This window comes from Humidesulfovibrio mexicanus (assembly GCF_900188225.1).
GTDB classification, from domain to species: Bacteria; Desulfobacterota; Desulfovibrionia; order Desulfovibrionales; family Desulfovibrionaceae; genus Humidesulfovibrio; species Humidesulfovibrio mexicanus.
In genome coordinates, this window is sequence record NZ_FZOC01000003.1 from 135,041 (window position 1) to 148,228 (window position 13,188).

General features: G+C 67.7%; 11 protein-coding genes. 4 read left to right on the forward strand and 7 right to left on the reverse strand.

All coding sequences use genetic code 11. The annotated features are described in order from the left end of the window. Positions 1–7 precede the first annotated feature (7 nt). From CHB73_RS07335 to CHB73_RS07355, 5 genes are read right to left on the reverse strand one after another with little or no spacing between them, the layout of a single operon-like run. The gene (locus tag CHB73_RS07335; protein ID WP_089273654.1) at positions 8–1,324 is read right to left on the reverse strand and encodes an ExeA family protein; all 1,317 of its coding nucleotides are present in this window, start codon (positions 1,322–1,324) and stop codon (positions 8–10) included. Then, positions 1,321–3,183, reverse strand: coding sequence for a type IV pilus secretin PilQ (pilQ, locus tag CHB73_RS07340; protein ID WP_089273656.1), 1,863 nt, complete (start codon positions 3,181–3,183; stop codon positions 1,321–1,323). Before pilQ ends, CHB73_RS07335 begins: the two co-directional genes overlap by 4 nt. Further along, complete coding sequence (locus tag CHB73_RS07345; RefSeq protein WP_089273658.1) at positions 3,180–3,710, reverse strand: hypothetical protein; 531 nt, start codon at positions 3,708–3,710, stop codon at positions 3,180–3,182. The genes pilQ and CHB73_RS07345 overlap by 4 nt, the downstream gene beginning before the upstream one ends. A gap of 36 nt (positions 3,711–3,746) precedes the next feature. Further along, on the reverse strand, positions 3,747–4,301 hold the full coding sequence (locus CHB73_RS07350; RefSeq protein WP_089273660.1) for a hypothetical protein: 555 nt from the start codon (positions 4,299–4,301) through the stop codon (positions 3,747–3,749). After that, positions 4,301–6,499 carry a type IV pilus biogenesis protein PilM gene (locus CHB73_RS07355; protein WP_089273662.1) on the reverse strand — a complete coding sequence of 733 codons (2,199 nt, stop codon included), beginning with the start codon at positions 6,497–6,499 and terminating at the stop codon, positions 4,301–4,303. Before CHB73_RS07355 ends, CHB73_RS07350 begins: the two co-directional genes overlap by 1 nt. A gap of 360 nt (positions 6,500–6,859) precedes the next feature. On the opposite strand from CHB73_RS07355, the gene CHB73_RS07360 reads away from it, so the two are divergent. Both CHB73_RS07360 and CHB73_RS07365 read left to right on the forward strand, forming a co-directional pair. Then, entirely contained in the window at positions 6,860–7,846 is a 987-nt protein-coding gene (locus CHB73_RS07360; protein ID WP_089273664.1) for a chemotaxis protein, read from the forward strand. Between the two features lie 150 nt (positions 7,847–7,996). Then, a complete protein-coding gene (locus CHB73_RS07365; RefSeq protein ID WP_089273666.1) occupies positions 7,997–8,956 on the forward strand; it encodes an L-lactate dehydrogenase in 960 nt (319 codons plus the stop codon). A gap of 87 nt (positions 8,957–9,043) precedes the next feature. Here CHB73_RS07365 and CHB73_RS07370 read toward each other — a convergent pair whose 3' ends face one another. After that, on the reverse strand, positions 9,044–9,760 hold the full coding sequence (locus CHB73_RS07370) for a DUF3313 domain-containing protein (RefSeq protein ID WP_089273668.1): 717 nt from the start codon (positions 9,758–9,760) through the stop codon (positions 9,044–9,046). Between the two features lie 98 nt (positions 9,761–9,858). Continuing rightward, positions 9,859–12,324 carry a type I DNA topoisomerase gene (gene topA, locus CHB73_RS07375; RefSeq protein WP_089274202.1) on the reverse strand — a complete coding sequence of 822 codons (2,466 nt, stop codon included), beginning with the start codon at positions 12,322–12,324 and terminating at the stop codon, positions 9,859–9,861. Positions 12,325–12,436: 112 nt separating this feature from the next. On the opposite strand from topA, the gene CHB73_RS07380 reads away from it, so the two are divergent. Both CHB73_RS07380 and CHB73_RS07385 read left to right on the forward strand, forming a co-directional pair. Beyond that, positions 12,437–12,679, forward strand: coding sequence for an AbrB/MazE/SpoVT family DNA-binding domain-containing protein (locus CHB73_RS07380; protein ID WP_089273670.1), 243 nt, complete (start codon positions 12,437–12,439; stop codon positions 12,677–12,679). 11 nt (positions 12,680–12,690) lie between these two features. Next, a complete protein-coding gene (locus tag CHB73_RS07385; protein WP_089273672.1) occupies positions 12,691–13,110 on the forward strand; it encodes a type II toxin-antitoxin system death-on-curing family toxin in 420 nt (139 codons plus the stop codon). Positions 13,111–13,188 lie beyond the last annotated feature (78 nt).

A 13,188-nucleotide genomic window follows, 5' to 3' on the forward strand; every position in this document is an offset into this window, starting at 1 on the left:
TCGGGGCCTAGGGCCTATCCACGTCGCCGGTCGCGGGCCGGGCCAGGCCGGTAAGCGCCTCCGGGCCGAGGGAGGCCTGCTGCGAGGACCAGTGGGTCACGGGTGCGGGCTCCGGGGCCGTGCGGCGGGCCGGAGCCGGGCGCTCGGCTGCGTTTTCCCGGCCTGCGTCCGCCTGGCCGGCCTCGGGCTGGAAAGGCCGGAATTCCACGGCCTTGCGCATGGAGGGTCCGCTGTCGCGCGGGGGCAGCAGGGACACGCCCGCATTGGGCCGGGCTCCGGGCTCCTGGGCGTTGGTTTCGTCGTCGCCCAGGCGCAGGCCAGCGGTGGAGATGCCCGGCGAGGCGTCCACGGCCGGGGCCAGGGCCGGAGATGTGGCGGGGGCGCTTTCGGTGCGGGCCTGCGCGGCGCGCATCACCGGGCCTTGGGCGTCCAGAGAAAGCCACAGGCCGCCCAGAGCCAGGCACAGGGCGGCCAGCCCGGCCAGGGCCAGGCGGCGGCGCGGCGTCGGGGACGGCCCGGAGCGCAGGGCGTGCAGGACCTCGGCCAGGCCCACGCGCGCCCGTCCGCGCACAAGGGTCTCCAGCATGGCCAGGTGGCACAGGCGCAGGGTCTTGCGCGGGGAGCCCCCGGAGGCCAGGTGCACGGCCAGCCCGGCCATGGGGGTGAAGCGCACCGCCGGGGCCGCGTCTCCGGCGGCCACGGCCAGTCGGTGCTCGATCATGGCCACGGTCTCGCGGGCGGACAGGGGCTTGAGCCTGCGGCGCACGTTGATGCGGTCGGCCAGGTTGGGCATGGCGTCGATGACGGGCTCCAGCTCGCGCTGGCCGAACAGGACGATTTGCAGCAGCTTGGCGGTGTTCGTTTCATAGTTCAGCATCTCGCGCAGGATCTCCAGGTTTTCCGGCGCGATTTTCTGTCCTTCGTCGATGATGAGCACCACCAGGCGCTTTTCCACCAGCCCCAGGCGGAACAATTGCTGCTTGAGGGTCTCCTTGAGGGCCCACAGGCCCATGCCCGTGTCCGGGCTGCGGCCCGTCACGCTGGCCAGAATCACCTGAAGGAACTCCTCGCTGGAGTCGAAGTGCGGGTCCAGCAGCAGGTGGACATCGGCGTCCTGGTCCTCGGCAAAGGCGCGCAAGAGGCTGCGGCACAGGGTGGTCTTGCCGGTGCCGATGTCGCCGGTGACGAGGTTGAGGCCCCGGCGCAGGCGCAGGGAGATTTCCAGCTCCTGCAGGCAGGTGGCGTGCTGGCGCGTGCCCAGCAGAAAGCCGGGGTCCGGCGAGTTGGAGAAGGGCTCGCGCTCGAAGCCGGCGTAGTGGCTCATGCTGGGCCTCCGTTGCGCAGGCGTTGCGGCAGCGCGCAGGGCTGCGCCGGGAGGGCGAAGCACCGCTGCGCTGCTGTATGCTTCGCCGCGGCGGCCAGGGCCGTTTTGGGCGGCGCGGCCGCCAGGGCTGGCGCGGTCGGCTCGGGGGCGCAGGAGCGCTCCAAGGTTTGGCCATCCCTGGTCGGGGCGGACGGGCCGCCGCCGTCCTCCTTGGCCTTCTTCGCGTCCTTCAGCTCCCGCTCCAGTTCTTCGTAGCTCTTCTGCCGCTCGTTCTCCTTCCAGTCGGCCAGCACCGTGGGGGTGATGAAGATCATGAACTCGTCCTTGAGGTCGTCCTTGTACTGGCTCTTTGCGGCCCAGCCCAGTCCGGGAATGTCCATGACGCCGGGGATGCCCGCCTCGTTGAGCTGCTTGCGCAGCTTGGACAGGCCGGAGATGACCACGGTCTCGCCGTTTCTGGCGATGAGGGTGGTCTCGGTCTTCTTTTTGACGATGTACGGGTTGCCCGACACGGTGCGCGAGGTGTCCACCTCGTCCTTCTGCACCAGGATGGTGAGCTTGATGAACTCGTCGTCGATGATGTGCGGGGTGATCTCCAGGCGCAGCACGGCGTCCTGGAAGCTTACGGAATAGGTGATGTCCGTGCCGGTGCCGGTGGAGGTCTGGTAGGGCACGCGCTCGCCGGACTCGGTGTAGGCCTTCTGGTTGTCCATGGTGGAGATGGACGGGCTTGAAATGATGTTCAGCTTGTTCTCCGTGGCCAGGGCCTGCAGCTGGGCCTCCAGGATGCTGCCGCCCACCTTGCCGAAGGTCATGTCCAGGGCCATGCCCGTGCCGCTGCTTTTCACCGTGCTGGCGGGGAAGTTGAGGCCCCACGGCCCCTGGGTGCCGGTGCCGATGATGGGCGTTGTGGTGGTGCTGGTGCTGCCCCCTGTGGTGCTGGTGCTGGTGAGGGAGCTGCCGCCGGATATGCCGAGGCTGTTGCCCGAGCGCACGCGGCCGGAGTAGTTGCCGCCCCACATGATGCCCAGGTCGCGTGCCACTTCCTTGGTGGTCTCCACGATGTGCGCCTTGAGCTTGATCTGGGCGCGGGGGGAGTCGAGCCTGGAAAGCAGGCGGGTGACCTTGCGGATGTCCTCGTCCACGCTCTGGATGATCAGGGAGTTGGTGAGCTCGTCCACCTCCACGCTGCCCAGGGGCTTGCCGTCCTTGTCCTTGGTGAGGGTCTTCTCCAGGGTGGGCTTGAGGAGCTTGGCGTCGGCGAAACGCACCTTGGCCACGGTGGTGGAGAGCGGCTCCTCCTTGAAGCGCATGTTGCGCTGCAGGTGGGCGCTTTTCCTCGCGGCTTCCAGCTCGATGTTGGTCTTGAGGTCGGCGAGGGACATGACGCGGATGGTGGCGCCGTCGAAGGTGTAGGTGAGGTTGTTGGAGCTGAGGATGCCGGTGAAGACCTCGTCCCAGGGCCGGTCCACGATGTTCAGGTTCACCGTGCCGGTGACCCCGGGCGAGAGCACGATGCTTGTGCCCGCCGCGCGCGAGAGCGCCTGGAGCACGGCCATGATGTCGGCGTTGTGCATCCGCAGGCTGATGTGCGAGGCGGGCAGTTTTTTTCCGGCGGTCAGGAGGGCAGGGTCGGCCGGGGCCTTGTCGATGACCTGGGGCGGTTCGGTCACGGAGAAGTGTCCGCGCGGGGAATGCCCCTGGGATTGCTTCTCCATGGCCTTCCAGGTCTCGGCCATGTCCTCCACGGGGGTGGCTTCGGGCTGGGCCTTGGCGGCGCAGCCAGCGGCGCAGACGGCCAGCAGCAGGGCGAGAAGCGCTGCCGACAGCCGGAAGCGTGCGGTAGGCGTTCGTTTCATCGTCTTTTGACCACCCGTATGCGGATCTTGTCCGTGTCGTCCTCCACCAGGGGAACGCGCCGCGTAAATTTGCGCCCCGAGGAGCCATCCGTTCGCTCCAGAAGCACGCTGGCCTTGTCTATGGCCTGGACACGGTAGCCGCCCTCGGCCAGTTCGTCGCCCTGGGCGTATTCCACGCCGTTGATGACGGCCAGCAGTTTTTGGCCGATCTTGATATACCCGGAGTACACGAACTCCGTTCCGCCTCCGGCCTCGGCCTCGTCCTGCGAGAGGGAGTCCTGCCCGCCGTAGAAGGGGTCCAGGGCGGCGGCGTCGGTCAGCAGGGCGATGCGATAGGCCTGGGGAGGCGCAAGCTTGGCCTTTTCCAGCTTGGCCAGTATTTCGTCGGGCCGTGGGGCGGCGGCCTGTTCCTGGCCGACAGCGCCAGCTGGCGCATCGGGCGTGTCCGGGCCGGAGAAGTGCAGTGCCCCGGCCACGGCCATAGTGGCCGCAAGGACGCCCAGCATCAGTTTTTCGCGTTTCTCCATACCCTGGCCAAGCCGCTCCCTGTAACAGTTCCGGCGCTAGGCCCCAAGGGCCACGCGCAGCTGCACAAACATTTCGATCCGTCCGTCAACCGCGCGCAACTCCACCTTTTCGACGCGCGAAAGGCTCGCCATGCGGCCAAGCTCCACAAGAAAGGCCCGTGCCTGCGCCAGCTCGCCGCTGAACACCCCCTGGGCCTGGATGCTGCCGGGATCCTGGGCCATGCTGGAGGCGTCCAGGCTCACGTCCAGGGGCTCCAGGCCGACGGCCCGGGCCATGTGGCCCAGCTGCTCGGTGACGAGATAGGCCTCGGCCCTGGCGATGGGTTCGGCCTTCAACGGCAGGAGCGCCTCCACCGTGGCGTTGTGCGCCTCCGCCCCCAGCCCGGCCAGTATCGGGGCCAGCTTTTGCTGCCGCTCCAGCCGGGCCTTCTGCTCCGCGACCTCGCGGTCCAGCCTGCGGCCTTCCACATAGGGCTGCACGGCGAGCAGATACGCCGCGGCGGCCAGCAGAAGCACGCCCACGCCCACGCGCAGGCCCAACTGGCGCATTTGCGGGGTGAGCTTCAGTTCCGTTTTCAGCGACAGGGGCATCAGCGCACCCCCATGTGCATGACGAAGAACAGCACGGTTTCGCCCGAGCCCAGCTCGCGCAGGCCGGATTCCTTGACCACGGGCATGTGCAGCATGGGCGAGCCCTGCAACCCGATGACGAAGCGCGAGAGGGCGGCGTCGAGGTCCTGGCGTTCGCCCATGACCACGCCCTCAATGGCCAGGGCGCCTTGCGCGGAAGGCTGACCCGGCTGTTGGCCCGCTTGCGGGGCGGCCCCGGGTTTCGCCGCCGCGCCGGGTTGGCCGCCCCCCCCCGTGGCGGGATAGTCCACCGTGAGGGAGAGCAGGCGGACGTTTTCCGGCACGCGGCGGCCCATTTCGGCCACGGCTGAGAGGGCCAGCAGGCGCTGGTCCACCAGGCGCAGGCCCTCCTGCCGGAGCATGAACGTCGCGGCGCGCTGGCTTACGGCGCTGTCGTCGGCCAGCGGCCCCAAGGCGGCGGACTGGGTCTTGAGCTCCTCAAGCTGGGCGCGCCGGGAGGCGTTGGCCCGTTCCAGCATGGCCCCCCCCGCGCCGATGAGGATCATGATTCCGGCCAGCCCCAGGATGATGCAGCGCGTGACGAAATTTTTGGCATCCTGCGCCGTGCGGACCGTGTAGTTGGCGATGAGGTTGATGCCCCGTCCGGGTTGGGCAAGGGCGGCGGCCAGGGCAGGGGCCATGGCCATGCGGTCTCCTGGGGAGGACCTCGCTCCCTCGGCGCGGAGGATGGCCAAGGGGTCGAAAACCTGGGGCTGGAAGCCCAGCTGCCCGGCCAGGGCCTCGGCCAGCGCGGGGCAGGCGAAAATCTCGCCGCTCAAGTGCAGGGCGTCGCAGCGCCGCTGCTGGCTGCCCGCATAGTATTCCAGGGTGCGCTCCACCTGCCGGGCCAGCCGCTCTATGGCCGGTGCTATGGCGTCGAGCATGGCCTTGGGCGCAAGCAGGTGCTCCGGACCGGCCCATGCGGGCTTGGGCGCGCCCAGCAGCACATGGCGCAGCAAATCCAGGGCCTGGGCGGGGTCGATGGGCTGGGGCGGCTCTTCCCGCGCGGAGTCCTTGGCTGCGGCGGTCCCGGCGGCGGCCAGCGCCTCGGGCAGTTGCAGCTCCAGCTCCGCCAGGGGGGCGGGCTTGGGCTTGGCCAGGGCCTGAAAGTGTTCGGCCAGCGCCTCGGCCATGCTTCCCGCCCCGGAACGGATGAAACGGCTGAACACGAGCCTGTCCGTGGTGTACAGGCCGATGGCGGAGAAATCCGGCTCCACGTGGATGTTGGCCGCGAGCTGATGCCCGGCGGGTGCTCCGGGCGCGCGGTACAGGGCCATGAAAGCGTTGGGGATGGCGGTTATCCCGGCCAGCGGCAACCCTGCCTGCTCGAAGGCTTCGCGCAGACGGTCCACATCGGCCTTGCGGGCCAGGCAGGTGAGCGCCTCCAGGCGCGCACCGCCCTGCGACGGCCCAAGGGGCGCATAATCAAGGGCATAGTCCGTATCGGCGAACTTCTTTTCTTTTTGCAGGGTCCAGTATACGGCGGCGTCCAGCTTGGCCCCGGAGAGCTTGGGCACGGCCAGCACGTTCAGGTCCTGGTCCGAGGAGCGCAGCACGGTCCAGATGTCCGCGCTGGAGGGGGCGACGCCCAGGGCCTCCAGCCCGGAGCGCAGCAGGAGCCCGAAGCCTTTTTCGCCGGGGGCCTGGTCCGGGCCCATGGGCAGGCGCACCGTGGCCAGCACGTCGCCGCCCGGTCGGCGCACCGCCGCCATGCACAGGCTTGTGCCGTTGATGCTGACCCCGACGCCGTGAGGCTTGCCGCCGCTTAAGCGCAACTGGCGGCTCCAGAGTGGGGTGCGCCTGCGTTCGGGTGGCGCGGCGGGCGGGACAGGAGCGGCCGCACCCTTGGCCGATGGGGCCTCCGGGGCGGAAGGGGCCGCGGTTTCGGAGACGGCGCGTTCGGTCCGCGTCTGGGGCGACGGCGCGTCGGTCTGGGCAGGGGCGGGGCCTTCTTGGGCGGAAGGCGCTGGCGCGCTCTTGGCGGCGTTGGCGCGGCGGGCCAGGCCGGGAACAAGCTCGCGCACGGAAATGGGGCGGGTCCAGATGGAACCGGTGCGCGCGGGCGGGGCCTCCCCGCCGGGAACGGACGGCGGGGTTTCTCCACTACGTATGGAGCGCAGCAGCTTATCCGTGGAGGTCAGGCGTTCCTTGAAATTCACGTTGGCCCCGGAGCGTTGGTTTATCTTGCTTTGTAGACAGAGCTTTTTATTTTGCTGCTGTGGCGCGTGGTGCAGGCCCGCACCGTTGGCCCGTGCGGCTGTTGAGCGTGCTGCGAGAATTTCTAAACTATTTATAAATTCTTGTTAAGAACTAGTTCTACTCTGTGAGCCGTGTCAAGTCGAAACTGCCCCGGACACGCGTCCGGCCAAGAATAGGGCGGCTTGCGAAGGGCGGTCGGCCACCCTCCCGGCAGGGTGGAGCGGCTGCGCGCGGACCGGCGCTTCCAGTTTACACCAGACCTGGAATGATATAAGTAGTAGTCGGATGAGAAGTCCCGGAAGACGTATTGCGGAGGAAACATGAGCCAGACGAACATCTTGCTTGAGTCCGGCACCAATGAGCTTGAGCTCGTAGAGTTCTTCATCGACGAGAAGGACGAGGCCACGGGCCAGGTGTACCGGGGATTCTACGGGGTCAACGTGGCCAAGGTGCTGGAAATCATCCGGATGCCCTCCGTGACGCAGTTGCCGGAAATACCGCATCCCTCGGTGCTCGGGGCGTTCAACCTGCGCACGCGCATCATCCCCCTGGTGGATTTGGCCCAATGGCTGGGCAAGCACATGGACACCTCGCAGAAGGACACCAAGGTCATTGTCAGCGAATTCAACCGCATGACTTCCGCCTTCATGGTCTCCGGGGTGACGCGCATCCACCGCCTGAGCTGGACCCAGGTGGAGCCGCCGGGCAGCCACCTGAACGAGTACTCGGGCTCCAGCGTCACCGGCGTGGTGCGCTTCGAGGACCGCATCCTGCTCATTCTGGACATGGAGAAGATTCTGGCCGACCTGAACCCCGGTCTGGCCATGAAAATCGAGGAACAGGCGCTCGCGGAGATCAAGGAGCACAGCCACCCGCCCAAGAAGGAGCATTTCCGCGCGCTCATTTCCGACGATTCCACCAGCATCCGCAAGATGATCGGCACCATGCTGGAAAAGGCCGGGTTCGAGGTCACCCAGACCGTAAACGGCCAGGAGGCCTGGGACGCCCTTGTGCAGATGAAGAACACGGCCGCCGGCGAGAACAAGCCCCTCACCGACTACGTGGACATTCTCGTGTCCGACATCGAGATGCCGGTAATGGACGGCCACAACCTGACCAAGCGCGTGAAGGACGACCCCGTCCTCAAGGAACTGCCCGTCATCCTCTTTTCCTCGCTCATCACCGACCGGCTGCGCCACAAGGGCGAAAGCGTGGGCGCCGACGACCAGGTGAGCAAGCCCAACATCACCGAGCTCACCAAACGGGCCTACGAGCTCATCGCCGAGCGCCAGGGCATCACCCTGTAGCCGCGCCGTTTTCGGCCAGGCTCCCCGCCTTCTTGCGCGTCCCGGCTCGCCCGGGCGCGGTCGCTTGCCGCCCGATGGCGGAGCCGATATGGTGCGGCCGTTGTCGCCGGAATCCCTCGGCCGCATCCCCCCAACGCCTGGAGGTCCGACATGCAGGAACGCCCCCACTCGAAGAAGATCGCCATCGTCGGCATGGGCAACGTGGGCGCCGCCTTCGCCTACGCCCTCATGCTGCGCAGGCTCGCCACGGACATCGTGCTCATCGACCTGGACCGCAAGCGCGCCGAGGGCGAGGCCCTGGACCTGCGCCACGGCCTGCCCCTGGTGGGCCCCATGAACGTCTTTGCCGGAGACTATGCCGATTGCGCCGACGCCGCCATGGTGGTCATCACCGCCGGGGCCAACCAGAAGCCCGGCCAGACCCGCCTGGAGCTGCTCAAACAGAACGCGGGCATCACTGCGGACATCGTGCGCCGCGTGCTGGAGCAGGGGGGCAAGCCCATCCTGCTCATGACCACCAACCCCGTGGACGTGCTGACCCGCGCCGCCCTGGACGTGGCCGGGTCCATGGGCCTGCCGCCGGGACGCGTGTTCGGCTCGGGCACCGTGCTCGACAGCTCGCGCCTGCGGCACCTGCTGGCCGAGGCCGCGGGCGTTGACCCGCGCGGGGTTCACGCCGCGGTCCTGGGCGAGCATGGCGACTCCGAGGTGTGCGTGTGGAGCCGGGCCAACGTTTCCGGCATTCCCCTGGCCGAGGCCTTGGCCCTGCGCGGGGTGGTGCTGGATAACGGCTTCCGCGAACGCGCCGCCACCGATGTGCGCCGCGCGGCCTACGAGATCATCAACCGCAAGGGCTACACCAACACCGCCATCGGCGTGGCCCTGTGCCGCATCGTGGAGGCCGTGCTGGGCGACCAGAAGTCCGTGCTCACCGTGTCCACCGACGCCGAGGGCCGCTATGGCCTGCCCAGGGTGTGCATGTCCCTGCCCTGCGTGGTGGGGGCGGGCGGCGTGGAGAAGGTCATCGACGCGCCCCTGGCCCCGGAGGAGGAGGCCGCCCTGCGCGCCAGCGGCGAGGTGCTGTTCGCCTCCTGCCGGTCGCTGCTGTAGCGCAAAGACGACGCCCACTAGCCGCACAGGGCCGGAAGGGATGCGCAATCCCCTCCGGCCCTGTCGTTCTTCGCGTTCGCCAAGCGGCTACTCTTTGCGCACGCCCCAGTTTTTGAGGATGCCCTCGCGCAGCGCCTCGGCCCACTGGTCCATGGCCTTTTCGGCCTGGCCCAGGGCCTGGAAGTTGGCGGAGTCGTACTTGTCGCCGTCCTTGTGGTCGGCGAAGAGGGCGATGCTCTCGCCGGTCTGCGCATCGGAGAAGCGGAACTCCATGGTGCAGGAGCCCACGTTGGGGTCGCTTGACCCCGCGGCCTTGCGCCCCAGGGTGATGAGGATGCCCACGGGCAGCACGCTGGAGATGGTGTTCCTTGTGGGATTGCTGGCCTTGACCTGGGTGACCGCCGCGGAGATGCGCAGCACGCGGGGCTGCGGGTATGCCGCCAACGGGAAGTCGATGCTCTGCATGGTCTTTACGAGCACGCCGTCGAAGTGCTGGGCCAGGGCGGTCAGCTCCTCGGGTTTGACCCCGCTTTCCTTGGCCAGTTCGTCCATGCGCCAGATGACGGTCTTGTCAAGAAGCACGGCGTTGTAGTGCTTGGGGTCGATGCCGGGCTTGCGCCAGGCGAAGCGCTCCGGGTGGCCGGGCACCTGGGTCATCTTGGCGTACTCCGCCCCCAGGAAGTGCTGTGCGGCGGCGGCCTGTTCGGGCGTCTGGTTCGGGTCCGCCGGGGCCGGGTCCTTGGCGGCGCAGGCGCAGAGCAAAAGCAGCAGGGCTGGCAGGGCAAGGCGGGCCATGGTGCGCATGGGGCGTGTCTCCTGAGGGTTGCGGCGTTCCCGGCGGCGGAATTGCCCCCGGCCTGCCTCCCCTGTACAGGATTCGCGAAGCGCGCGCTACTCCCCGGCTATTTTTCGCCCTCGCCTTCGTCCTTCACCCAGTCGCAGTCCTTGTTGCCGCAGGCGATGAAGTCGCCCTTGGCCTTGCTGTGCTTTTCCACCAGCAGGGGGAAGCCGCACTTGGGGCAGGGGCCGGGCACGGGCCGGTCCCACAGGGAAAAGGTGCAGTCCGGGTAGCGGGAGCAGGAATAGAACACCTTGCCCCGGCGCGAGGTCTTTTCGACCATTTCCCCGGTGCAGCCCGGCTGCGGGCAGGCCACGCCCGTGGGCAGGGGCTCCGTGTGCTTGCAGGCCGGGTAGCCCGTGCAGGCGATGAATTTGCTGCCGCGCCGCGCAGTCTTGATGACCATGGGCTTGCCGCACTCCGGGCAGGTTCCGGCGGGAATCTCCTCCGGGGCCTCCAGCACGATGATTGCCCCGAATTCGTCGCGCTTGAAATTCTTTATGTTCTTGCACTTCGGGTAGCCGGTGCAGCCCAGGAAGGGGTCGCTTGCGCGGCCCTTGCGCGGAACTTTGACGGCAAAGGGTTTGCCGCACAGCTCGCAGAGGATGTCCGTGATCTCCTCCTTGGGCCGGTCCACGGGGATGATGGTTCCCTGCTCGTCGCGGGTGAACTCGCGGATGGCCTTGCACTCCGGATAGCCGGAGCAGCCCAGGAACTCGCCGTTCTTGCCGAATTTCACGTGCATGGGCCGACCGCATTCCGGGCAGGCCACGCCGGAGTCGATGGTGGCGCGGCTCATTTCGGTCCCGGCCTTTTCCAGCGCCGGGATGAATTCGGCCATGAATTCCTCGATGACCTCTTCCCAGGCGCGGCCGCCCGCGGCGATCTCGTCCAGCTTGGTCTCCATGCCCGCGGTGAAGCCGATGTCCATGAGCGTGGCGAAGTGCGCCACCAGCTTGTCGCTTACCGTCGCGCCAAGCTCCGTGGGGGCGAAGCGCTTGTCCTCCATGGCCACGTACTCGCGGTCTTGCAGGGTGCTGATGATGGCGGCGTACGTGCTGGGACGGCCGATGCCCTCCTCCTCCAGCGCCTTGACCAGCGTGGCTTCGCTGTAGCGCGGGGGCGGCTGCGTGAACTTCTGCTCGCTGGTCAGGTCCAGGAGCTGCAAGGCTTCGCCAACGGCCACCTTGGGCAGCTGGGCCGACTGTCCGTCCTGCGGCTCGGCGTCCGCATCGGCCTCGGTGGGGGCTTCCAGGCCCTGCACCTTCAAGAAGCCGGGGAACAGCAGGCGCTCGCCCTTGGCGCGCCACAGGGTCGTGCCGTTTTTCGCGCTCACGGTGGTGTCGTGGAACCTGGCCGGAGACATCTGCGAGGCCACAAAACGCCGCCAGATGAGCTGGTAGAGCTTGAACTGGTCGGCGGGCAGAAACTGCTTCACGCTTTCGGGCGTCAGGGTCACGTCCACCGGGCGGCAGGCCTCGTGGGCGTCCTGCGCGCCGTCCTTGGTCTTGTAGACGCGGGCCTTGGCCGGGGCGTAGTCCTTGCCGTAGGCGGAGAGAATGAACTCGTGCGCGGCCTTTTTGGCCTCGTCGGCGATGCGCACGGAGTCGGTACGCATGTAGGTGATGAGCGCCACCGTGCCGCGTTCGCCCAGGTCCACGCCCTCGTACAGCTTTTGGGCCGCGCCCATGGTCTTCTTGGCCGGGTAGCCAAGGGCCCGGTTGGCCACCTGCTGCAGGCTGGAGGTGGTGAAGGGCGGCGGCGCGCTTTTGCTGCGCTCCTTTTCTTCCACCGCGTCCACCACAAAGGTTCCGGCGCGCACATTCTGGACCAGCGCCCCGGCGGCCTCCGCGCTGCCGATGTCCTTCATGCCCGGAGCCACGGTCTTGGTCCCGATCTTCCACAGATCGGCGCGGAAGGGCGGCGGGTTTTCCCCGGCCAGCTTCGCCTTGAGCGCCCAGTGCTCCACGGGCTGGAACGCCCGGCGCTCGCGCTCGCGGTCCACAATCAGCCTGAGCGCCACGCTTTGCACGCGTCCGGCCGAAATGCCGCGCTTCACGTGCTTCCAGAGGATGGGGGAAATCTTGTAGCCGACCAACCGGTCCAGCACCCTGCGCGCCTGCTGCGCGCCCACCAGATCGGCGTTGATGGGGCGCGGGTTCTCCAGCGCCTCCTTCACCGCGCGGGCGGTGATCTCGTTGAACTGGATGCGCGAGACGTTCTTGTTCTGCGTGCGGATGAGCTCGGCCACGTGCCAGCCGATGGCCTCTCCTTCGCGGTCGGGGTCGGGCGCGAGGTAGACGTGCTTCGCAGCCTTGGCCGCCTTGCGCAGACGGCCCACCACATCCTCTTTGCCCTTTATGATCTCGTAGCGCGGCGCGTATCCATGCTCCTCGTCGAGGCCCATGTCGCCCTTGGGCAGGTCGCGCACGTGGCCCACGGAGGCCTCCACGGCGTAGTCCTTGCCCAGGAATTTGCCGATGGTCTTCACCTTGGCGGGAGACTCGACGATGATGAGGTCTTTTGTCATGCGGCAGGCTATAGCCACCATGCGGAGCCTTGGCAAGGGGCGGGGTTGACGGGGCAGCGGTGAAGTTATAACTTTTGTATGCACGAAAAGCGTTCGGCGCGAGGAGGTCGCAATGCAGGCGGTGAAGGTTCGGAAAATCGGCAACTCCCTGGGCGTGGTCATCCCCAAGGAGGTGCTCTCGCGCATGAAGGTTGCCGAGGGCGAGACGCTCTATTTCACGGAGTCCCAAGACGGAGGGGTGCGCCTGACCCCCATGAACGAGGCTTTCGCGCAGGAGTTCGCCCAGCAGATGGAGGCGGCGGAGAAGCTTATGCGCCAAGACCGGCACATCCTGCGCGAGCTGGCCAAGCGCTGAGCGGAGGCTCCATGAACCCCGTGTCCAAACCGCCGGACCCTTGGCGCTGGATTCTGCCCGCCACCGTGCTGGCCATCCACGACGCCCAGCAGGCCGAGCACGGCGGTTTGCCCGGCCTGCGCGACCTGGGCCTTCTGGAAAGCGCCCTGGCGCGGCCGAAAAATTTGCTGGCCCACGCCCCGCACGAACCCGGCTCGCCCGCCCCGGACGCCTTTGATCTGGCGGCGGCCTATGCTTACGGCTTGGCCCGCAACCATGCGTTCATCGACGGCAACAAGCGCACGGCCTATGTGACCGCGCGGCTGTTCCTCGTGCTGCACGGCCTCGATCTCGCCGCGCCGGACGTGGAGCGCGTGCTGGTGTTCGAGCGCCTGGGCAAGGGCGAGGTGGGCGAGCAGGAGTTGGCGGGGTGGATGCGGAGCAAAAGCTAAACCTTGCTGGTAAGGCTAGGAGCGAGGCAGAGGAGTGGCGTACCACCTAACCTCGGGTTTTTCTGGCTTATCTTTGGA

Excerpts from the sequence above, each read along its gene's own strand:
- CHB73_RS07335 (WP_089273654.1), bottom strand. The coding sequence starts at position 1,324 with ATGAGCCACTACGCCGGCTTCGAGCGCGAGCCCTTCTCCAACTCGCCG.
- CHB73_RS07385 (WP_089273672.1), top strand. The coding sequence starts at position 12,691 with ATGAACCCCGTGTCCAAACCGCCGGACCCTTGGCGCTGGATTCTGCCC.
- pilQ (WP_089273656.1), bottom strand. The coding sequence starts at position 3,183 with ATGAAACGAACGCCTACCGCACGCTTCCGGCTGTCGGCAGCGCTTCTC.
- CHB73_RS07345 (WP_089273658.1), bottom strand. The coding sequence starts at position 3,710 with ATGGAGAAACGCGAAAAACTGATGCTGGGCGTCCTTGCGGCCACTATG.
- CHB73_RS07380 (WP_089273670.1), top strand. The coding sequence starts at position 12,437 with ATGCAGGCGGTGAAGGTTCGGAAAATCGGCAACTCCCTGGGCGTGGTC.
- CHB73_RS07350 (WP_089273660.1), bottom strand. The coding sequence starts at position 4,301 with ATGCCCCTGTCGCTGAAAACGGAACTGAAGCTCACCCCGCAAATGCGC.
- CHB73_RS07370 (WP_089273668.1), bottom strand. The coding sequence starts at position 9,760 with ATGCGCACCATGGCCCGCCTTGCCCTGCCAGCCCTGCTGCTTTTGCTC.
- CHB73_RS07360 (WP_089273664.1), top strand. The coding sequence starts at position 6,860 with ATGAGCCAGACGAACATCTTGCTTGAGTCCGGCACCAATGAGCTTGAG.
- CHB73_RS07365 (WP_089273666.1), top strand. The coding sequence starts at position 7,997 with ATGCAGGAACGCCCCCACTCGAAGAAGATCGCCATCGTCGGCATGGGC.
- topA (WP_089274202.1), bottom strand. The coding sequence starts at position 12,324 with ATGACAAAAGACCTCATCATCGTCGAGTCTCCCGCCAAGGTGAAGACC.